Annotated in this window: 19 protein-coding genes and 1 pseudogene; 9 read left to right on the top strand and 11 right to left on the bottom strand. The window is 41.7% G+C overall.

The genetic code is table 11. From position 1 onward, the window contains the following. Position 1: 1 nt before the first annotated feature. A complete protein-coding gene (coaD, locus tag M1E96_RS20410) occupies positions 2-487 on the bottom strand; it encodes a pantetheine-phosphate adenylyltransferase (protein WP_140179846.1) in 486 nt (161 codons plus the stop codon). A gap of 341 nt (positions 488-828) precedes the next feature. On the opposite strand from coaD, the gene waaA reads away from it, so the two are divergent. Together waaA and M1E96_RS20400 are read left to right on the top strand one after the other, a co-directional pair. After that, a complete protein-coding gene (gene waaA / locus M1E96_RS20405) occupies positions 829-2,106 on the top strand; it encodes a lipid IV(A) 3-deoxy-D-manno-octulosonic acid transferase (protein ID WP_070929899.1) in 1,278 nt (425 codons plus the stop codon). Between the two features lie 206 nt (positions 2,107-2,312). After that, positions 2,313-3,773 carry a glycosyltransferase family 39 protein gene (locus M1E96_RS20400; RefSeq protein WP_337979669.1) on the top strand — a complete coding sequence of 487 codons (1,461 nt, stop codon included), beginning with the start codon at positions 2,313-2,315 and terminating at the stop codon, positions 3,771-3,773. A gap of 55 nt (positions 3,774-3,828) precedes the next feature. On the opposite strand, the gene yibB is transcribed toward M1E96_RS20400, so the two are convergent. The 4 genes from yibB to rfaD form a co-directional block, all read right to left on the bottom strand. Further along, positions 3,829-4,689: a protein YibB gene (yibB, locus tag M1E96_RS20395; protein WP_337979668.1), complete on the bottom strand. Its 861-nt coding sequence runs from the start codon at positions 4,687-4,689 to the stop codon at positions 3,829-3,831. Between the two features lie 70 nt (positions 4,690-4,759). Next, entirely contained in the window at positions 4,760-5,722 is a 963-nt protein-coding gene (rfaC, locus tag M1E96_RS20390; protein WP_337979667.1) for a lipopolysaccharide heptosyltransferase RfaC, read from the bottom strand. Next, positions 5,722-6,768 carry an ADP-heptose--LPS heptosyltransferase RfaF gene (gene rfaF / locus M1E96_RS20385; RefSeq protein WP_272580787.1) on the bottom strand — a complete coding sequence of 349 codons (1,047 nt, stop codon included), beginning with the start codon at positions 6,766-6,768 and terminating at the stop codon, positions 5,722-5,724. The genes rfaC and rfaF overlap by 1 nt, the downstream gene beginning before the upstream one ends. A gap of 10 nt (positions 6,769-6,778) precedes the next feature. Then, the gene (rfaD, locus tag M1E96_RS20380; RefSeq protein ID WP_070929903.1) at positions 6,779-7,717 is read right to left on the bottom strand and encodes an ADP-glyceromanno-heptose 6-epimerase; all 939 of its coding nucleotides are present in this window, start codon (positions 7,715-7,717) and stop codon (positions 6,779-6,781) included. A gap of 369 nt (positions 7,718-8,086) precedes the next feature. On the opposite strand from rfaD, the gene M1E96_RS20375 reads away from it, so the two are divergent. Further along, the gene (locus M1E96_RS20375) at positions 8,087-9,283 is read left to right on the top strand and encodes a glycine C-acetyltransferase (protein ID WP_070929905.1); all 1,197 of its coding nucleotides are present in this window, start codon (positions 8,087-8,089) and stop codon (positions 9,281-9,283) included. A 23-nt stretch (positions 9,284-9,306) separates the two neighbouring features. Next, a complete protein-coding gene (gene tdh / locus M1E96_RS20370; RefSeq protein ID WP_335674198.1) occupies positions 9,307-10,335 on the top strand; it encodes an L-threonine 3-dehydrogenase in 1,029 nt (342 codons plus the stop codon). A gap of 45 nt (positions 10,336-10,380) precedes the next feature. Here tdh and M1E96_RS20365 read toward each other — a convergent pair whose 3' ends face one another. Both M1E96_RS20365 and envC read right to left on the bottom strand, forming a co-directional pair. Beyond that, a complete protein-coding gene (locus tag M1E96_RS20365; protein WP_369427312.1) occupies positions 10,381-11,373 on the bottom strand; it encodes a divergent polysaccharide deacetylase family protein in 993 nt (330 codons plus the stop codon). Positions 11,374-11,411: 38 nt separating this feature from the next. Further along, a complete protein-coding gene (gene envC / locus M1E96_RS20360; protein WP_070929909.1) occupies positions 11,412-12,704 on the bottom strand; it encodes a murein hydrolase activator EnvC in 1,293 nt (430 codons plus the stop codon). Between the two features lie 704 nt (positions 12,705-13,408). Between envC and M1E96_RS20355 the strand changes: the two genes are divergently transcribed. From M1E96_RS20355 to cysE, 4 genes are all read left to right on the top strand, one after another. Further along, positions 13,409-13,846 carry a rhodanese-like domain-containing protein gene (locus M1E96_RS20355; RefSeq protein WP_070929911.1) on the top strand — a complete coding sequence of 146 codons (438 nt, stop codon included), beginning with the start codon at positions 13,409-13,411 and terminating at the stop codon, positions 13,844-13,846. Positions 13,847-13,940: 94 nt separating this feature from the next. Then, positions 13,941-14,408 (top strand): protein-export chaperone SecB, encoded by a 468-nt coding sequence (gene secB, locus M1E96_RS20350; protein ID WP_140179830.1) that lies wholly within the window; start codon positions 13,941-13,943, stop codon positions 14,406-14,408. An 8-nt stretch (positions 14,409-14,416) separates the two neighbouring features. Beyond that, positions 14,417-15,445: an NAD(P)H-dependent glycerol-3-phosphate dehydrogenase gene (gene gpsA / locus M1E96_RS20345; protein ID WP_369427311.1), complete on the top strand. Its 1,029-nt coding sequence runs from the start codon at positions 14,417-14,419 to the stop codon at positions 15,443-15,445. A gap of 22 nt (positions 15,446-15,467) precedes the next feature. Then, positions 15,468-16,289, top strand: coding sequence for a serine O-acetyltransferase (gene cysE, locus M1E96_RS20340; protein ID WP_369427310.1), 822 nt, complete (start codon positions 15,468-15,470; stop codon positions 16,287-16,289). Positions 16,290-16,397: 108 nt separating this feature from the next. On the opposite strand, the pseudogene M1E96_RS20335 reads toward cysE, so the two are convergent. After that, positions 16,398-16,556 (bottom strand): annotated as a pseudogene (locus tag M1E96_RS20335) (Txe/YoeB family addiction module toxin); the annotation flags it as partial. Between the two features lie 56 nt (positions 16,557-16,612). On the opposite strand from M1E96_RS20335, the gene M1E96_RS20330 reads away from it, so the two are divergent. Further along, positions 16,613-17,823, top strand: a protein-coding gene (locus M1E96_RS20330) for an IS3 family transposase (protein ID WP_319069321.1) whose coding sequence is annotated in 2 segments (ribosomal slippage) — positions 16,613-16,961 and positions 16,961-17,823 — 1,212 coding nt in all. Because the reading frame shifts where the segments join, the coding sequence is not laid out codon by codon here. A 168-nt stretch (positions 17,824-17,991) separates the two neighbouring features. Here M1E96_RS20330 and M1E96_RS20325 read toward each other — a convergent pair. The 3 genes from M1E96_RS20325 to galE all read right to left on the bottom strand — a co-directional run bounded on the left by M1E96_RS20325 (position 17,992) and on the right by galE (position 20,097). Next, complete coding sequence (locus M1E96_RS20325; protein ID WP_272580782.1) at positions 17,992-18,201, bottom strand: type II toxin-antitoxin system Phd/YefM family antitoxin; 210 nt, start codon at positions 18,199-18,201, stop codon at positions 17,992-17,994. Between the two features lie 81 nt (positions 18,202-18,282). After that, positions 18,283-18,786 (bottom strand): tRNA (uridine(34)/cytosine(34)/5-carboxymethylaminomethyluridine(34)-2'-O)-methyltransferase TrmL, encoded by a 504-nt coding sequence (gene trmL, locus M1E96_RS20320; protein WP_070929916.1) that lies wholly within the window; start codon positions 18,784-18,786, stop codon positions 18,283-18,285. 285 nt (positions 18,787-19,071) lie between these two features. Then, complete coding sequence (gene galE, locus M1E96_RS20315; protein ID WP_369427309.1) at positions 19,072-20,097, bottom strand: UDP-glucose 4-epimerase GalE; 1,026 nt, start codon at positions 20,095-20,097, stop codon at positions 19,072-19,074. Between the last annotated feature and the right edge of the window lie 6 nt (positions 20,098-20,103).

Here is a 20,103-nt window from a genome sequence, read left to right as displayed (position 1 = left end):
TTTAAAGCTTGTTGAGTTTTTTTAACATCGCCCGTTCAACAACGGGGGGTAAAAATGAGGAAACATCACCGTCATGAAGCGCAACATCTTTTATCAATGATGACGAAATAAAAGATAGGTTTTGTGAAGGAAGCAAAAATACAGTTTCCAATTTGGGTACTAAGTGGCGATTCATATTAGCGAGTTGCCACTCATACTCAAAATCTGCGACTGAGCGAACTCCCCGAATAAGAATATTGGCATCGTGCTTTTGTGCGAAATTTGCCATCAACTCTGAAAAACCAACGACTTCAACGTTACTTAAATGTGCTGTTACCTGTTGGGCAAGGTCAACGCGTTCTTCAAGGGTAAACATAGGGCTTTTGCGCTGGCTATTGGCAATTGCCAGCAATACATGATCGAACATGGCTGCTGCACGTGAAACAATATCAATATGTCCTGATGTGATGGGGTCAAAGGTGCCAGGGTAGATAGCTTTATGTTGCATAATGTTGGTATCTCAACGTTTGTAAGTACTTAATGTAAACCGTTTGGATTAAGTAACATCTGAATGGACTCAACATTATCGACAATTGGGCGTTGTTGCAACTGAGGAATGGCTTTGCTCGTCATACTTTAGGCTGCGGCGCTTTTGTTTACAGTATCGTGACTATACTCATTCTCTCATCATATACTTTTAGCGACTCATTCATGTACTACTTAGCCACAACTTGAATTATTTAGAGTAGACTATCTAATTTTAAGGCTATTTTTAGGTGTATATTCTACACACCTTCACGAAAGGTTTGTGTTAAGATAGCGCCAATTTTGGTAAGTGAATCAGATCGAATGTTATTGCGTTTATATCAGGTACTCCTTTATCTCATTCAGCCTCTTATTTGGGTTCGCCTATTAGTGCGAGGCCGCAAAGCACCCGCGTATCGTAAACGTTGGGGGGAACGCTATGGTTTCTGTGCAGGCAAAGTTGCGTCAGGTGGGATATTGTTGCACTCTGTTTCGGTCGGAGAAACACTTGCCGCAGTGCCTTTAGTTCGTGCATTACGCCATCATTACCCCTCATTGCCAATTACAGTAACAACGATGACACCTACGGGTTCAGAACGTGTTGTGTCAGCTTTTGGTGATGATGTTTATCATGTCTATCTTCCCTATGATCTTCCCGGCTCTATGCGTCGTTTCCTTAATCAAGTTGATCCAAAGTTGGTGATTATTATGGAAACTGAACTATGGCCGAATATGATAAATCAGCTTCACCGCCGTAAAATACCTTTGGTGATTGCTAATGCCCGCTTATCTGAACGCTCGGCCGCTGGTTATCAAAAATTAGGTAGTTTTGTGAAGCGAATGCTGCGTAATGTCACAATGGTTGCGGCGCAGCATCAAGAAGATGGTGAACGTTTTATTCAGTTAGGGTTACGACGAGTTCAATTGAATGTGACTGGTAGCTTAAAATTTGATATTTCAGTGACACCTGAGCTTGCGGTGAGAGCCGTTACCTTGCGTCGACAATGGGCTGCACATCGGCCGGTTTGGATAGCAACAAGTACCCATGAAGGTGAGGAAGCCATTGTTTTAGATGCACATCAGCAATTGTTAAAACGTTTCCCTGATTTATTGCTCATTTTAGTTCCCCGCCATCCTGAACGTTTTGCGAAAGCTGAAGAGTTAACGACTAAGGCTGGGCTAAAATCTATTCGCCGTAGCCAAGGTATCGTTCCTACTTCAGATGTTCAGGTGGTGATCGGTGATACTATGGGTGAACTGATGCTACTGTATGGCATTGCCGATTTAGCTTTTGTTGGTGGCAGCCTTGTAGAAACGGGGGGGCATAATCCGTTAGAAGCCGCAGCGCACGCTTTACCTGTGTTGATGGGACCGCATACGTTTAATTTCAAAGATATTTGTGGAAAATTAAAGCAAGCTGATGGGATGATCACGGTTACTGATAGTGACACAATGGCGCAAGCTGTCACTAGTCTGCTCTCTGATGAAGACTATCGCCTATATTATGGTCGCCATGCCGCAGAAGTATTGCATGAAAATCAAGGGGCATTGCAGCGTTTGCTCAAGTTATTACAGCCATACTTACCGCCGAAAGAACAATAACACGGTCAAATTTTTGAGTCTGTGACAGAAAACTTGAATAAAACGACAATAGATGATGACTATTTGTCTCCCTTCCTTATTATTCACTCTAAACTATAGTAGAATTCGCCGTTCTATTTCCATTTGCACTATTAGGCGCATATTCATGGGTGTTATACATGCACCTAATAGATAATGGGTACCTTTACTTGAATATTTAAAATAGTATGCCAGCAATCAATCAATCGATATCGAACAAATATGTTTATTTGTGGGTCATTGGCTATGCCATTGCATGGATTTTGGCCAGTTTTTATTTAGATCCAACAGTACCTTACGATACAGTTGAAGCCGTTAACTGGGGTATGAATGGAGAATGGGGCTCACCAAAAAACCCTTGGTTTGTGGGAATGGTGATGTGGCCTGCTATACATCTAGGTATTTCTTATAGTTTTTATTGGTACTTTATTCATTTTATTGGTATCGCATTTGGATTGTTAGGTGTCTGGAAGCTGGCATATCGCTTAACAGGACGTCGTGATCTTGCATGGTTTGCGATGTTGATGTTGAATTTATCTGGTGTAATTAATTTCGATATCATTCCTTATAATGACAACTATATTTTAGTCACCTTCTGGGCGTGGATCCTATATTTCTTTTTGCGTGCAGTTTATGACAATCCAGCATGGTGGCTGTTATTTGCTTTGTGTGCAGGCCTTGCCACAATGGGTAAATACTCAACTCTCGCTTTAGTTGGCTCCGTATTTTTATTAACGCTATTTGTTAAGCAAGTTCGTCAAAGCTATCGACACCCTGTTTTCTATTTAGCGATAGCGCTCTGGTTTGCGATTGTTTTACCTAACTTCTTTTGGTTGATGGCGAGTGACTTCTCGGCCTTCAAATGGGTAGATTCACAGATTGATCCTGGATTTAACTTACATACCACTCAAGCAGCGTTAAGTGTTTTTTATCCATTAATTATCGCAGCCATTATTGTATACAGTTGCGGTGGTAAACTCGGTTGGCCAAAGCCATTGGCTAATCGCATGGTTAATTTTATTATCCTGTTCCCTTTAGTGGTTATTTATGGTTGGTTTTCTTTCCATGATGGCGGTCGGATCACTGAGTGGTTACAACCTTTTATGGCAGTGTGCGCGCCTCTATTTATTGGTTCAATTACTGTCATGCCGAAAAAGCCACTTCGAAAACCATTAATTGGCTTAGCTTTCTTTGGCGTGTTGGTGCTGATGGGTTACTCTATCGTACAAAGCGCGAATATTCGTGGTGCTGGACAAAAGTTTATTGGTGTCAAAACCTTGATTGCAGAAGGTGAACAACGTTGGCATCAACGTTATGGCACACCTCTAAAATATGTTGGTGGTGAAGATAATTTACACCAATGGTTTATTATTTATGCAAAAGACAGACCGCATGTGATCCAACCATGGACCCTAGAACACCATATGCCACCTAATGTGTATAACCGCGATATTACAGAAGCAGAGATCCGTCAGAATGGGGCAATATTATTAGGTCGTAAATATGATGATTGTGCTCACGAGAACTTTGATAAAGTGCGTAAATATTGGCCACAATTTACGATTGAAAAAGAAGATGTGATTTACCGTTCTGAGCCTGATGCTAAGCCAGAAACCATGTGTTTTGGGTTTATTGCGCCAGAGAAATAATGTACAAGATAGAGTGTCTCAGTGCATCAAGGCACTCTATAAACTAAATACTAACTTATTTGATTAACCGCAACAAAATACCTAAACGAACAAACCTGTTTGATTTTGAACCGTCATGGAATAGTCGAAATACTCTAAACCATCTCATATGACCTAAATAATTTAATTGAAAAACGGATGGGTATTTACTTGCACATGTTAAAGATATGCCCTGATCATCATCTATGATACCTGATGAAAGAAAGTCTTTTTGTGTTTTGAAAACTATTTTGTAGAATTCAGGCCATTTTTCTTTACCTGCAACTAATACTCCCCCAATGATGTGAGGATCATTATTTAGAACTTTTTCTAATACTGCCTTCTCATCCGTTAGATCCAACGTATTTTTAATGGAAAAAAAATGAATTTTATTTTGATCAAACGGGTGATACCACTCAGTGATACCATAAAGAGTTTTATTATTTCGGACATAACCAAAATCAACCCATGCAGCTAATTCACTCTCAACTAAATTTAAGTCAATGGCTTTTTTAACAAAAAAAGGTTTTAAATTATTAATCAAAACATATTCAGATGACCAATATTCAGGGTGGCGTAATAATTTAGGGTCAATTAAATTTTTAAATGTATCACTATTTTGAATTGTTGCTATTTTTTCAAGGATAAATTTAAATTTTTTCTTGAGATCAATAGTAATTACGTGGGTTGGTTTACCTTTTCTTATATCTAAGATTTTGTCCTTAAAATTAGATGTTGTATAGATAATAATTTTATTGTCTAGTTTTGCTAATTTTTTAAAATAATTCAAATAGGTATCATTAGAGCGTTCCAAAGAATTAGAACGCCCATGTTCTCTATTCCAATTACCTCTGCCTATATCAAAAAAGGCTGTGACTATCGTTATTGATTTATTCATAATAAATAATAATATCTGTTAGTTTAAGGGCAGAATTAGGTATAATATATAGGTTAACATATCGTCAAACTTACAAAGAATTTTTCAACTGTTTAAAGACAAGATCGGGTTCAATCGACTTCATTGTCTTATCTACTGACTTAATCTCATGTTGGCCTAAACCATAGCCGCCGATTAACCCAGGGTCTGTTGGGCCGAATAGGGTAAAATTCGTCTTATCCAGCGCTGCGGTTAAGTGACTAAGACCAGTATCAACAGAGACAACAGCCTTTGCATTGGCAATTTGAAGTGCCACTTCGGCCAAGGTGAGTTTGGGTAAAACGTCGACAAAGTCAAATCCTTCAGCAAGACGTAGTGCCCTTTGATACTCATGTTCGGCACCCCAAGGTAATTTTATTTTGACACCACTTTCAGCCATAAGAGCGATTAAGCTACGCCAATGTTCTTCTGGCCAATGTTTATCATCACGCGTTGTCGAGTGCAAGAAAACGACATACTCACCTTGTAACTCTGTGGGTGCATGTAAAAAGTGCTGGGCGATGGCGTAGTCACCTTGTGTTTTTGGGCAATCATAGCCAAGGCTTGCGGCAAACAATTGGCGAATGCGCTCTACAGCATGCTGTTGCTTACTGATTTGATGTTTGTAGTCATAAAAAAAACTGGCAATCGGTTCGCGTATGCTGTGGCGATCATAACCATGTTTTGCACCATGGGCGAGGCGCGTCACTAAAAATGCGCTCTTAAGTAGCCCTTGCGCATCAATAACGGCATCATAGTGAGTTGCAGTAAGTTGTTGACGAAATGCCGCTCGTTCAGCACGGATCGGTGCTGAAAACCAATTTTTACGCCAACGTCTTATTGCAACGGGGATCACTTGGTTAACCGCACTGTGCCAAGTTGGAATTTGTGCAAATCCTTCCTCGACGGCCCAATCAAACTGGATCTCAGGAAAAACGTGCTGAGCATCGGTTAATGCAGGTAGGGAATGTAAGACATCCCCCATGGATGATGTTTTGACTAAAAGCACACGCATTAATCGAAACCTATTTGTAAGCGAGCGAGAGCTTCGATGACTAATTTAGGCTGGATATCGATTAAACTTTGATGATAACCACTTTCGCCATCGCCTTTGCGTACTTTATGGTATCCGCTGATTAGGCGGATCACTTCCGCTTTATTTGATAACGGCGGCGTAAAATCAGGGCTGCTAGGGCCATATAAAGCAACGAGTGGTTTATCTAGTGCTGCTGCAACGTGCATTAAACCTGAATCGTTAGTAATAACGGCTTGGCAGCTAGCTATTAAGTTAACGGCTTGTTCTAACGATGTCTTACCTGCGAGGTTAATACAATGCTCGCGAGCCGTATCCGTTAGGCTCTGTTTGATGTCTTCGCCTGCCTCATGGTCTTTTTGTGAACCAAATAACAGCACTTGATAACCTTTTTCACTGATTAGCTGCTCTGCTAAAGTTGCGTAATGATAGTGAGGCCAACGTTTCGCTGGACCAAATTCGGCACCGGGGCAGAAACCAATAATCGGGCGTGAAGTATCGATATTAAATGTGTTAGCGGCATCAATAACTTCTTGCTGTTTAACGGCTAGTTTTGGCCACAGGATAGGCTCAGGAATATCGGTTGCGTTATGGATAGTGTGCTTATCATAAGCAAGTGCTACATAACGCTGTACCATAAGAGGAAATGCGGTTTTATCTAAAGTTCGGATATCATTAAGCAAACCGTAACGCATTTCACCACGCCAGCCAGTACGTTTGGCGATTTTTGCAAAAAACGGTATTAAGGCAGACTTAAATGAGTTAGGTAACACGATCGCTTGGTCATAGTTATGGTTACGCAGGCTAATACCGAGTTGCCGGCGCTCACCAATAGCGAGAGCGCCGTGACCGAGTGGCATAGGGATCGCTGCATTGACCTCTGGCATTTTTGCTAAAAGAGGACGACACCATTGTGGCGCCATCACATCGATTTGTGCGTGAGGATATTGCGCCTTTAATGTACGATAAAGGCTTTGTGACATCATCATATCCCCTACCCAAGAGGGGCCGATCACCAATATTTTCATAGATTATTTATTAGTCTGCTTGATTCAGCCACTGCATGTACTCAGCGACACCTTCGGCCACCGTTTTAAATGGTGCCTGATAGCCTGCTGCGCGTAATTTAGTCATGTCCGCTTGGGTAAAGCTTTGATAGCGACCTTTGAGTTTCTCAGGGAACTCAATGTATTCAACAGAAACGTTTTTATCATTGTGGAACTGCGTGACTGCATCAGCAACAGCTTGGAAAGATTCTGCACGGCCCGTACCGCAGTTAAAAATCCCTGACACATTATTCTGCCAGAACCATAAATTGACGGCAGCAACATCACCAACGTAAATGAAATCGCGACGGAAAGTTTCGCTACCTTCAAAGAGCTTTGGATTTTGCCCTTCGTTAATTTGCTTATTTAAATGATAAGCCACACTGGCCATACTGCCTTTATGGTTTTCACGTGGTCCATAAACGTTGAAATAACGGAAGCCGCACACTTGTGATTGTGCTTCAGGCAAAATATTACGTACATATTGGTCGAACTGGAATTTGGAGTAACCGTAAACGTTTAATGGCTTTTCGAATTGGCGCTCTTCAATGAAGTTATCACTACGGCCACCATAGGTTGCAGCTGAAGATGCGTAGAGAAAAGGTATTTCACGATCTAAGCAGAAATGCAGGAGCTCTTTGGAAAACTGATAGTTGTTATCCATCATGTATTTTCCATCCCACTCGGTGGTTGATGAGCAAGCTCCTTCATGGAATATCGCATCAATATCACCAAAGTCATCACCCGCCATCACACTGACAATGAACTCTTCTTTATCCATGTAATCAGCGATATCGAGATCAACAAGGTTAGCGAATTTCGTACCATCTTTCAGGTTATCGACAACTAAAATATCGGTGCGGCCAGCATCATTTAATGCCTTCACAATGTTACTACCAATAAAACCAGCTCCGCCAGTGACTATGATCATCGGGTGTACCTCAGTGGGTTAATGATATACTCGTCATACTTCAAGTTGCAGCGCTTTTTGTTGAAGTCGAAGTGACTACGCTCACTCGCATCAGCCACATCGTTTTCTATGCTCCTAGCGACTCATTCACTTGCCGCCTAGCTGCCCCTCGAATGATTTAGAGTCTATACAGAATATGAATCTTTCCATAATAACATTTATATAGAGTGACAACAGCTTTAACTGATAGGTAAACATTCTACTCGCGATATTTTTATAAGCTAATGATCGTGATCTTGGCTACAAACTTAACTTATTTATGCTGCGTAAGTCGATAGTTCTGGTGTCTATTATTAAACTCTAGAAATGGTTAAGTTATGGGAGAACATCATGTCGCAGCAATTTTATCAGCAAATCAAACAACAACTCAATGAAACTGAGGCCGCAGGTTTATTCAAAAACGAGCGCATTATTACCTCATCGCAAGATGCTGATATTGAAATTGCTGGAGGTCAGCATGTGGTTAATTTTTGTGCTAATAATTACCTCGGTTTAGCTAATCACCCCGATCTTATTGAAGCCGCCAAGCAAGGTATGGATAGCCATGGTTTTGGTATGGCTTCAGTGCGTTTTATCTGTGGTACACAAGACGCCCATAAACAATTAGAAAAAAAACTGGCGGATTTTTTAGGTATGGAAGATAGCATCCTCTATTCCTCCTGTTTTGACGCGAATGGTGGCTTATTCGAAACTCTGTTAGGGCCTGAAGATGCCGTGATTTCGGATGCACTTAACCATGCATCGATCATTGATGGTGTACGTTTGTGTAAGGCTAAGCGCTATCGTTATCCAAATAATGATATGGCTGAATTAAGGGCATGCCTTGAAGATGCTAAAGCTGCGGGAGCTCGACATATTTTGATCGCAACGGATGGGGTATTTTCAATGGATGGTGTGATAGCTAACCTGAAAGCCATTTGTGATCTTGCTGATGAATTCCAAGCTCTGGTGATGGTGGATGATTCTCATGCAGTTGGTTTTGTTGGTAAAAATGGTCGCGGCACCCATGAATATTGCGATGTTATGGGGCGTGTTGACATTATTACTGGCACATTGGGTAAAGCTCTCGGTGGGGCTTCAGGAGGTTATACGGCAGCGAAAAAAGAGGTGGTAGAGTGGTTACGCCAACGTTCCCGTCCTTATTTATTTTCTAACTCCTTAGCCCCAGCAATTGTTGCCGCTTCAATTAAAGTTATCGATATGATGAGTGAGGGGGGCGAGCGACGCGCACGTTTATGGCGCAACGCGGCCTTGTTCCGTGAAAAAATGTCTGCTGCGGGCTTCACCTTAGCGGGAGCGGATCATGCCATCATTCCAGTTATGTTAGGCGATGCTGCACTAGCACAGGTTTTCGCCAATGAATTACTTGGAGAAGGGATCTATGTTACCGGTTTCTTCTACCCTGTTGTTCCTCAAGGGCAGGCGCGTATTCGCACGCAAATGTCTGCTGCTCATAGTGAAGAGGATATCCTACGTGTTGTTGACGCATTCACCCGCATTGGCAAAAAATTAGGTGTCATTGCTTAATGATCATTAAATAAGGCCACTCTATGAAAGCATTGTCCAAATTAAAAGCAGAACCAGGTATATGGATGACAGATGTGCCGAAACCGGAACTTGGGCACAATGATGTGATGATTAAGATCCGTAAAACCGCAATTTGTGGTACGGATGTGCATATCTATAACTGGGATGAATGGTCGCAAAAAACTATCCCTGTTCCGATGGTTGTAGGTCATGAATATATTGGCGAAATTGTTGAAATAGGACAGGAAGTTAAAGGTTTTAAAATAGGAGATAGGGTGTCAGGTGAAGGGCACATTACCTGCGGACACTGTCGGAACTGTCGAGGTGGCCGTACACATTTATGTCGAAATACGGTTGGTGTTGGGGTAAATCGCCCAGGGTGCTTTGCACAATACCTTGTGCTACCTGCCTTTAATGCATTCAAGATCCCCGATAATATTCCAGATGAAATTGCGGCTATTTTCGATCCGTTTGGTAATGCTGTTCATACTGCGCTGTCATTTGATTTAGTAGGGGAAGATGTTTTAGTTTCAGGGGCGGGGCCGATTGGAATTATGGCTGCCGCAGTGTGTCGGCACGTTGGCGCACGCCATGTTGTGATCACTGATGTTAATGATTATCGACTCGAACTTGCTAAAAAAATGGGCGTCACTCGCGCCGTGAATGTCAGTCGTGAAAATCTTAAAGATGTAATGAAAGAATTAGGTATGCAAGAAGGTTTTGATGTGGCGTTGGAAGTGTCTGGCTCCCCAGCAGCATTTCATTCTATGCTAGAAACCATGAATCACGGCGGGCGTATTGCTCTGTTGGGGATCCCTTCCTCGGAAATGGCGATCGATTGGGGGCAGGTGATTTTCAAAGGGCTATTTATTAAAGGTATTTATGGTCGTGAGATGTTTGAAACTTGGTATAAAATGGCGACGCTTATTCAATCAGGTCTCGACCTCTCACCTATTATTACCCATCAATTTTCTATCGATGACTTCCAAAAAGGCTTCGACATTATGCGTTCAGGCCAATCAGGTAAAGTGATTTTAAATTGGGATGAATGATCCAAATACGGATTGCTGTTTAATGGCAGCAATCCGTTAGGCGGTCTATGGTTTTTGTTGAGAAAACAGGGGTTTTTTACTGTTTAATAATAATGGCTGTAACGTTTTGTCTTGATAAAGAGATTCAACCACTGACATTAAAAACTGAATACCACTTAATTTAACCGTTTGATTTTCTGACAGTTCAAATTCACAAGTCCCCACATGGATCAACTGAGGATGCTTATCTTTTGGCATTACAGGGGGGTCATTAGGCAATGGTTTTGGCTGTTCAGGCTGCATTTTCAGCGGTTTGTCTTGTTTTGGCGTTTCATGACCATTCAATAATGCGCTAACCGCGACTAATTCAATATCTGCTGGCAGTTGTGGTAAATATTTTTGTAATGCACGTACTGTCGATGGGTGTGGGTGGCCAATTGCAATGGCACTGCCATTTTTACGTGCATAGGCAACGGCCTTATTAAGTTGAATGCGAGTTTCTTCTTCTGATTGATGATTATCAAGAAAAATGTTTCGACGAACAACAGGGACACCAAACTCTTTTGCTGCATTCGCGGCTTGAGTATTACCGATGGTGACGCTATCTAAAAAGAAGAAATTAGACTGAGAAAGTGAGCCCATTACATTGCGCATGCCTGAAAGACTCGATGTCATTTCACTGCCCATATGATTATTCATACCGGTTGCATAAGGCACTTGGCCAATGGCGCGTTTAATGATGCGATCAACTTCTTCTGCGCTCATTGAAGGCGCTAGGGTATTTTTCTCTAACGGCTGTTTGCTCAATGGTTTCATTGGCATGTGAATAATAATTTCTCGACCCTGCTGGTGTGCTTTTGTGGCAACCTGTTTACCATGAGGGGAGTCAGGAAGAATGGCAATAGTAATAGGCGTTGGTAGTGCTAATATTTGGTTATCTTCCTTAGTGCGATAGCCAAAATCATCAATGACTATCGCTAATTTTGCCGCACTAGCCTGAAGAGTCACCATTAACAACGATAAACCAATGAGTAACTTAGAAGGCTGGTGTTTCAACATATTTATTTTCCTAACAATTTTTTCGGCTATTTTGTTGTCTATCGACCTAGCCAAGGGCGAGGGTTAACTGTTTTACCCTGCCGGCGAATTTCGAAGTACAGTGCAGGGCGTTCCTGACCACCACTACTTCCCACTAATGCAATAGGCTGACCCGCGCGCACTTCTTGGCCTACATTAACCAGTGCGCTTTGGTTATAGCCATATAAACTCATGTCACCCTTACCATGCTCAACCACCACAACCAGACCATAACCTTGCAGCCAGTCAGCCAGTAAAACACGACCATCGGCGATCGCTTTCACTTGGGTACCTTCATTGGCACCAATAACCATGCCTTTCCAGCGCAATTCGCCTGAAATTGCCTCGCCATAATTATGCAGCGTTTGCCCTCGAACTGGCCACAAAGCTTGCCCCGCTGGGCGACCAAGTCCCCCAGTTCGCGACATGAGTGAACGCTCACTTTCGGATGGTTTATAAGAAGTACCAGTTTGCTTCGCTTTACGTTCTTTTTCGGCAACTTCTGCACGAATACGCGCCGCTTCACGTGCTTCACGTTCCGCTCTCGCTTTGGCTTCACGCTCTGCTCGAGCTATTTTATCACGCAGTCGGGACTCGTTTTGTTTCATCACAGCGAGATTTTTTTGATCTTCTTTTAACGTACTTTCAAGCGCAGTAAGTGTTTGCTTACGAGCCGCTTGAGCATTATCCAACTTGCGTTTTTCTTGCTGCTGTTTGGCTAACGCGGCTTTTTGTTCAGCTTGTTTTTTCTGTTCTAGCTGCTTTTGCTGATTGAGTTCAAGTGTTGTTTCTTCGAGTTGTTTGATATTTTTTTCACGGGCTTGGTTAAGATAACTGTAATAAGCGAGGATCCGCTCTTCACGTTGGCCTTCCTCACCTTTTAAAAATAGTGATAGACCTTGGTGTTTACCCAAACGGAATGCAGAATCGAGTTGTTCAGCCAGTAGTTTTTCATGTGCGGCTTTTTGTTTTTGTAGGCGCGTAATATTACTATTTAAGGTAGATATTTCTTTATCTAATTGTTTTAATTCAGTTTGTATTTCATGAAGCCCACGACCTACCGCTGAAATATTTTTTTCTTGCTGTTGAAGCTGATTAAGCAACGCCGCTCGTTTTGCTTGTTGATCTTTGACGCTTTTCTCTTTTTCAGCGATATTTTGCAGTAAATTTTGTAGCTGATCTTTATTTTGGGTGATCTGATTGGCCGCCATCACCTGAGTTGGCGATAGCGCTATTAATCCACAAGCAAACAGTGCTGAGGTAATAGCCTGACGAATAAAGGTTATTTTCATCCGGTTATATATATTGGCCATTCTGATAGAAAACCTCGAATAAATACGATAGCTAATTATTTCATCTGATAGGTATGGTTACCAGTGCCCAATTCTGAAACTTACAAAATAAACAGTGATAAACCAAAAGGCTACACTGTGATTTAACATGACAGGTTAGCTATGGTTTCGCCGCCATTATTTTTTAATCTATACCCGCCATACTTCATGCTGTAGCGCTTTTCGTTGAAGTCGAAGTGACTACGCTTACTTATCGCCTAGCCGCACCTAGAATGATCTAGAGTATAATTGATTGTATCGCTTATCTCGCTAATTAGTATCATTAAATCAAATATTATGGGCTAAATTTTAGCTAAACCGAGTATAGATCCTCTTTATTCGTGACTTTTTGAGGGGTAATGGGTTTGTGATAGGATGGATTATAGGTCTATATTGAGAGTGATACTCTTTATAGCTCAAGTTGCAGCACCTTTGGTTAAGGCATGGTGACCTGAGTCAGCGACCTACTTAGGCATGCGCTTAGTGGCTGGTTCATTTGTTGCCTAACTGCACATTAATTATTTGGAGTATAAATGACGTTTTTGTTGGAAAAAAGACCGTTTCTGCGTAGCGTTTCGCAAAAAAATCAATCTAGTTTGCGCTAACTGGCTGTAATTAGCTCAACACAAAGGTATACTCTGAGCCCTTTGATATTCATTTTTAACTAACGGGAGTGATTGCCCCCCATGATCCAAGAAATCATGCAATTTGTCAGCCGGAACATGTTATTGAGTCTGGTTTGGATAGCGCTGCTCGTCGCGGTGGTCGTAATGACCTTTAAAGGTTTGTTCTCTAAGTCAAAAGTAATCACTCGCGCGCAGGCGATTGCTCTGATTAATAAAGAAGAGGCAGTCATTGTGGATTTACGTTCTCGTGACGATTTCCGCAAGGGACACATTATTGATTCTATCAACTTAACACCTTCTGAAATTAAAGATAATAATTTAGGTGAGTTAGAAAAACATAAACAAAAACCGGTGATTGTTGTTTCTGCAAGTGGCATGGAATCAGGCAAACCTGCTGAGCATTTAGTGCAACACGGTTTTGAAAAAGTCTTTGTCCTGAAAGAAGGGATTGCTGGTTGGTCAGGTGAAAACCTACCATTAGCGCGTGGTAAGAAGTAATTTATCTGCTTGATATAGCTCTATACTCTCTTGTTTTACGGGTATGTGAGTATATATAGTCAAACTCATACGGAAGTTAAAAGGTATTAACATTATGTCAGAACAAAACAACTCAGAAATGGTATTTCAGATCCAACGTATCTATACAAAAGATGTTTCATTTGAAGCACCTAACGCACCACACATCTTCCAACATGAGTGGCAGCCAGAAATTAAACTTGATTTAGATACTTCTTCAACTCAACTGACTGAAGGTGTTTACGAAGTTGTTTTGCGCGTGACAACGACTGCAAAACTCGGTGAAGAAACGGCGTTCCTGTGTGAAGTTCAACAAGCAGGTGTTTTCTCTATCGAAGGTATTGAAGGCACACAAATGGCACATTGCCTAGGTGCATACTGCCCAAACATTCTGTTCCCATATGCACGTGAAGCAATCACTAGCATGGTGGGTCGTGGTACATTCCCTCAACTGAACCTTGCGCCAGTCAACTTTGATGCTCTGTTCATGAATTACCTACAACAGCAGCAAGGTGAAGAAGCGCAGAACACAGAAGTTCAATAGGACGCTTAATGAATACTGCTTCAATGACAGTGATCGGTGCCGGCTCTTACGGCACCGCTTTAGCGATTACGTTAGCGCGTAATGGCCATCAGGTCGTGCTATGGGGTCATGACCCTAAGCATATCCAAAAATTACAACAAGAACGTAGTAATCAGGCGTTTTTGCCTGGTGTTTCTTTCCCTGATAGTTTATCGCTGGAAACGGATCTAAAAAGCGCCGTCAAAGCGAGTCTTAATATCTTGATTGTAGTACCAAGCCATGTTTTTGGTGATGTACTTAAGCAGATCCAACCTTACCTCCAAACGGGTTCACGTATTATTTGGGCAACTAAAGGTTTGGAACGAGATACTGGGCGCTTATTACAAGATGTGGCGCGTGAGGTATTAGGTAATGATATTCCACTTGCAGTGCTATCTGGGCCTACATTTGCTAAAGAATTAGCGGCAGGTATGCCTACTGCTATCTCAATTGCGGCAACTGACAGCCAGTTTGGCGATGAACTACAACAACTTTTCCATTGTGGCAAAAGTTTCCGTGTATACAAAAACCCCGATATGATTGGTGTGCAACTTGGTGGTGCCGTGAAAAACGTGATCGCCATCGGTGCTGGTATTTCTGATGGTATGGGCTTTGGCGCTAATGCACGTACCGCCTTGATTACACGGGGCCTTGCAGAAATGAGTCGATTGGGTGCTGCTTTAGGTGCCGACCCCTCCACCTTTATGGGCATGGCAGGTTTAGGTGATTTAGTGTTAACCTGTACTGACAACCAATCACGTAACCGCCGTTTCGGTATGATGCTAGGTAACGGCGTGAGTGTGGCTGAAGCTGAAAAAGAGATCGGGCAGGTGGTGGAAGGTTATCGTAATACCAAAGAAGTGAAAGCATTAGCTGAACGTGCGGGTGTTGAGATGCCGATCACGGAGCAAATTTATCAAATCCTCTATTGTCATAAAAATGTGTTAGAGGCAGCGCAAGCCTTATTAGGCCGAGCAACCAAAGATGAAATTGCGCATACGCCAACGTCAAAGGACTAAACGAAAAATTAAGTGAGTTATTATGTCGCGTGAAGAACTGGATAGGATTTGGGGGTTTATTAAAGATGAAGCAAAATCACTTGCTGATTGTGAACCGCTGTTAGCCAGTTTTTTCAATGCAACGCTGCTAAAACACGATAACTTAGGTAGTGCACTGAGTTATATGTTAGCCAACAAACTTAGCTCCCCAATTATGCCAGCGATGGAAGTGCGGGAGATTGTTGAACAAGCGTATCGTAATGATGAACAAATGATTTTTTCTGCTGCTATGGACTTATCCGCTGTGCGTTTACGTGATCCCGCAGTGGATAAGTACTCGACGCCACTTTTGTATTTAAAAGGTTTCCACGCACTGCAAGCCTATCGTATTGGCCATTGGCTATGGAAAGAAGGCCGCCAAGCACTCGCTATCTATCTACAGAACCAAATCTCCGTCTCTTTTGCCGTTGATATTCACCCCGCTGCGCGTATTGGCTGTGGCATCATGCTTGACCATGCAACAGGTATTGTTATCGGTGAAACCGCTGTCGTTGAAAATGATGTTTCGATATTGCAATCAGTAACATTGGGCGGTACGGGTAAAACGTGTGGCGATCGCCATCCTAAAGTTCGTGAAGGGGTGATGATTGGTGCAGGCGCGAAGATCTTGGGGAATATTGAGATTGGTCGCGGTGCGAAAATTGGCGCAGGCTCTGTGGTACTTCATCCCGTCCCACCTCATACGACCGTTGCAGGGGTACCTGCACGTATTGTCGGTAAACCCAATAGTGATAAGCCATCATTTGAGATGGATCAGAACTTTAATGGCGCGATTTATGGTTTTGAAGATGGTGATGGGATTTGAGAAAGGTAATTATTTTGTCTGAATTGGCGCTGTTAAAAGGTTTGGATGAATATAATTGCCACTCAGATGAATTGTTTCATGTTACTGCATCAGAAGTTATTGAATCTTCTAATAATGATAACGGCAAGCAATAATAGCTAAACCCTCATTATCTATTGAATAAATTAGCCTATTTGTTTCATCTATTCGTCTAGACCAGAAGCCAGCTAAGTTTTCTTTTAGTGGTTCTGGTTTTCCTATCCCATAAAAGGGGGGCCTTTTAGTATTATCTGACCGGTCCTAAATAAAGTTGACACTTTTCCAATCTAAAATTGGAGAGTGTAATGAAACCAATAGGTAAACGAACTCAACGTGATTATTCTCTTGCCTTTAAACTGGCGGTTGTTGACCAAGTAGAAAAAGGCGAGCTCACCTATAAACAAGCTCAATATCGATATGGCATACAGGGGCGTTCAACTGTTTTGGTTTGGTTACGTAAGCATGGTAGATTAGATTGGTCGGAAGGTACGCCCAATACTCTTTATAAAGGTGCTGCTATGAACCAAACCTCGGAGCAACAAACACCTGAACAACGCATTAAAGCCCTTGAAAAAGAGCTTGAGGAGATGCAGCTCAAAGCTGATTTTTTTGAGGCGGTTGTCAAAGTGATGGATAGGGATTTTGGAGTTCGCCTCTCAAAAAAGCGCAAAGCCGAGTTATTAAGGAAAAAACGGTTGAAAAACTCACCGTAACCAAAGCTTGTCGTTTTATGAAAATCACTCGGCAAGCCTATTACAAACGTCAAGATACGTCTGATAAGCGGAAAAAATTAGATGCAATTATTGTTTGTGCTGTGAAATCTGAGCGAACAGTTCACCCTAGGCTTGGGGTGAGAAAATTACACTTTCTTTTGAAACAAAAACAATTAATTATTGGTCGTGACCGATTATTTTCTTTGTTGAGAGAACATCGCTTATTAGTGCCTAATAAGCGGTCATATCATCGAACAACATTGAGTCATCATCGATTTCATCGACATCCAAATTTAATTAAATCAGGGTTTATCCCTTCACAACCGGAGCAACTGTGGGTTGCTGATATTACGTATTTATCCACACACGAAGGAGATACTTATTTAAGTCTGATCACCGATGCTTATTCGCGAAAAATAGTGGGTTATCATCTTGATGACAATATGAAAACAAAAGCCGTCAAGAAATCATTTGTACAAGCATTAAAAAAACGAAGTTCAACCACGACCTTGATCCATCATTCAGATCGAGGCTTACAATACTGTTCGTCGGAATATCAGGAAATCCATAAAAAACATAATATTCAATGTTCTATGACGGATGGCTATGACTGTTATCAAAATGCATTAGCAGAGCGAGTCAATGGGATATTAAAAATGGAATATTTGTTAATAAAGCCGAGAAATTTAGAACAGGCTAGGAGGTTGGTTGAAGAATCAATACAGATTTATAATGAAAGGCGACCTCATTTATCATTAAACTATAAAACGCCCGATGAGGTTCATCGAGCATTTTATACCTGAAAAGTTGTCAACCTATATCAGGACTAGTCAATCAATGAGCTTACTAATGCGTTTGAGCGTTTTTTGTCTTAGGTTTGCCAGTATCGATAGTCTTCCCATCCTTGGTCAGTCCATATTAAAAATCTACTCATTTATAAGCTCTCTTTTCTTTACTTTACCAGCTTTAAATTAAGCGATTGATTTAATTAGATGTTCGGCATTTGATGGTGAGCGTAATAAATAAATCGTTTCTATAAGGCTATTGTAATACTCTAAAGACATAACCACAGCATCCTTTGAATCACGACGAGTGATGATAGTTGCATCTGCATCATCAACAACCCTATCTAATACTGCTTTTAGATTACTTCTTGCATCACTGAATGAAATGGTTTTCATTTACCTTCCAATACTTGTACTGAATTCTGTACAAGAATAGTCGTGTGATGAGGGAAGTTCTAGTAAAGCATAATTACTAACTTAGTCGCGTAATAATGCCCCAGCGTAACCCAACTGCCGCCATGCCTCGAACACCACTACCGCAACAGAGTTAGATAAATTCATACTGCGGCTATCAGCTAGCATTGGGATACGAATTTTTTGCTCGATGGGCATATTATCGAGTACATAAGGTGGCAATCCACGCGTCTCTGGCCCAAACATCAGATAGTCATCTTGTTGATAGCTCACATTGCTATGGCTTGGCTTACCTTTGGTGGTTAAAGCAAACACACGGGCACCGGTTGCAGACTGATTATTATCTGGATTGAGCCCTTCGCTTTCTAAGAAAGCAAAATAGTCATGGTGATGTTTGATATCAGCAAATTCACTGTAATCTAAGCCTGCTCGGCGTAGACGTTTATCATCCCAAGTAAAGCCTAACGGGTGGATCAGGTGCAGGCTAAAGCCTGTGTTAGCGCAAAGACGAATAATATTGCCCGTATTGGGTGGAATTTCAGGTTCGAATAAAACGATATGTGGCATAACGAATGGCTGTAGTGAACAGCATGGTTAAAGAAAACAATGGACAGGGATTTTACGCGTAAATGAAGAAAGATGCATGTGGTTGTTGGTGTTTATATTCGTCATACTTCAGGTTGCAGCGCTTTTCGTTAAGGTATGGTAACTACGTTACGCTCACCGAGTCATAGAGTTTATCTATGCTCCTTGCCTATCTGCGTCTCGAATTATTTAGAGTATAAAATGATACAAATAAAAAAAGCAGGCCGAAAATTGAGCCTGCTTTAGTATGATTATGAACGTTTAAAATTACTTTTTATAGCCGTTAGGGTTTTGGGATTGCCAACGCCAGCTATCATTCACCATATCTTGCACAGAGTATTGAGCTTGCCATCCTAAATCATTAAGAGCTTTACTAGGGCTAGACCAACACTCAGCAATATCACCAGGGCGGCGATCAACTATCTTATATTGAATTTGCTTGCCTGATGCTTTTTCAAAGGCTGCGATCATTTCTAATACACTAGTACCTTTGCCTGTACCCAAATTATAGATATGAAGCCCTGATTTCTGGCTGACACCATTTAACGCGGCAATGTGCCCACTTGCTAAATCCATAACATGGATATAATCACGAACACCTGTACCATCTGGTGTTGGGTAGTCAGAGCCAAACACCATGACTTCTTTATGGCGACCAACAGCAACTTGAGCAATATAAGGGGTCAAATTATTTGGAATACCTTGGGGGTCCTCACCCATTAAACCTGAATTATGTGCGCCGACAGGGTTAAAATAACGTAATAAAGTCAGTGACCATTCATCATGCGCAATATGTAAGTCGGTAAGAATACGCTCAACCATATATTTGCTGGTACCATATGGGTTGGTTGTACCACCAACTTTAGATTCTTCAGTTAATGGAACTTCTTCAGGATCACCATACACCGTCGCTGAAGAGCTAAAAATTATGCTCTTCACACCTGCTTTTTGCATTGATGCGATTAGTACCAAAGTACCATTAACATTATTGTCGTAGTATTCAATCGGTTTCTGAACTGACTCACCAACCGCTTTTAAGCCAGCAAAGTGAATAACTGATGCGATTTGGTGTTCAGCGAAAATGGTATCTAAAACGTTGCTATCACGTACATCACCGACGTAGAAAATCGGTTTGGTACCCGTGATAGTTTCAATGCGATTGAGCACTTCAGGATTAGCATTGCAGAGGTTATCTAAAATAATCGGCTGCATGCCCTGTTCAATCATCTGTACACAGGTATGGCTACCAATGTAGCCAAGACCACCAGTGACTAATACTTTTGCGTTTTTCATTGTACT

It is taken from the genome of Providencia sp. PROV236 (assembly GCF_033676985.1).
Taxonomy (GTDB): domain Bacteria; phylum Pseudomonadota; class Gammaproteobacteria; order Enterobacterales; family Enterobacteriaceae; genus Providencia; species Providencia manganoxydans.
The sequence above is the reverse complement of the archived record's forward strand: the minus strand, read 5'-3'. Positions and strand labels throughout refer to the sequence as shown.

What these genes read in the sequence shown, in the direction of transcription:
- M1E96_RS20400 (WP_337979669.1), top strand. Translation starts at nt 2,313, where the DNA reads ATGCCAGCAATCAATCAATCGATATCGAACAAATATGTTTATTTGTGG.
- tdh (WP_335674198.1), top strand. Translation starts at nt 9,307, where the DNA reads ATGAAAGCATTGTCCAAATTAAAAGCAGAACCAGGTATATGGATGACA.
- rfaD (WP_070929903.1), bottom strand. Translation starts at nt 7,717, where the DNA reads ATGATCATAGTCACTGGCGGAGCTGGTTTTATTGGTAGTAACATTGTG.
- rfaF (WP_272580787.1), bottom strand. Translation starts at nt 6,768, where the DNA reads ATGAAAATATTGGTGATCGGCCCCTCTTGGGTAGGGGATATGATGATG.
- trmL (WP_070929916.1), bottom strand. Translation starts at nt 18,786, where the DNA reads ATGCCACATATCGTTTTATTCGAACCTGAAATTCCACCCAATACGGGC.
- rfaC (WP_337979667.1), bottom strand. Translation starts at nt 5,722, where the DNA reads ATGCGTGTGCTTTTAGTCAAAACATCATCCATGGGGGATGTCTTACAT.
- M1E96_RS20375 (WP_070929905.1), top strand. Translation starts at nt 8,087, where the DNA reads ATGTCGCAGCAATTTTATCAGCAAATCAAACAACAACTCAATGAAACT.
- waaA (WP_070929899.1), top strand. Translation starts at nt 829, where the DNA reads ATGTTATTGCGTTTATATCAGGTACTCCTTTATCTCATTCAGCCTCTT.
- cysE (WP_369427310.1), top strand. Translation starts at nt 15,468, where the DNA reads ATGTCGCGTGAAGAACTGGATAGGATTTGGGGGTTTATTAAAGATGAA.
- M1E96_RS20355 (WP_070929911.1), top strand. Translation starts at nt 13,409, where the DNA reads ATGATCCAAGAAATCATGCAATTTGTCAGCCGGAACATGTTATTGAGT.
- M1E96_RS20365 (WP_369427312.1), bottom strand. Translation starts at nt 11,373, where the DNA reads ATGTTGAAACACCAGCCTTCTAAGTTACTCATTGGTTTATCGTTGTTA.
- yibB (WP_337979668.1), bottom strand. Translation starts at nt 4,689, where the DNA reads ATGAATAAATCAATAACGATAGTCACAGCCTTTTTTGATATAGGCAGA.
- M1E96_RS20325 (WP_272580782.1), bottom strand. Translation starts at nt 18,201, where the DNA reads ATGAAAACCATTTCATTCAGTGATGCAAGAAGTAATCTAAAAGCAGTA.
- coaD (WP_140179846.1), bottom strand. Translation starts at nt 487, where the DNA reads ATGCAACATAAAGCTATCTACCCTGGCACCTTTGACCCCATCACATCA.
- galE (WP_369427309.1), bottom strand. Translation starts at nt 20,097, where the DNA reads ATGAAAAACGCAAAAGTATTAGTCACTGGTGGTCTTGGCTACATTGGT.
- secB (WP_140179830.1), top strand. Translation starts at nt 13,941, where the DNA reads ATGTCAGAACAAAACAACTCAGAAATGGTATTTCAGATCCAACGTATC.
- gpsA (WP_369427311.1), top strand. Translation starts at nt 14,417, where the DNA reads ATGAATACTGCTTCAATGACAGTGATCGGTGCCGGCTCTTACGGCACC.
- envC (WP_070929909.1), bottom strand. Translation starts at nt 12,704, where the DNA reads ATGGCCAATATATATAACCGGATGAAAATAACCTTTATTCGTCAGGCT.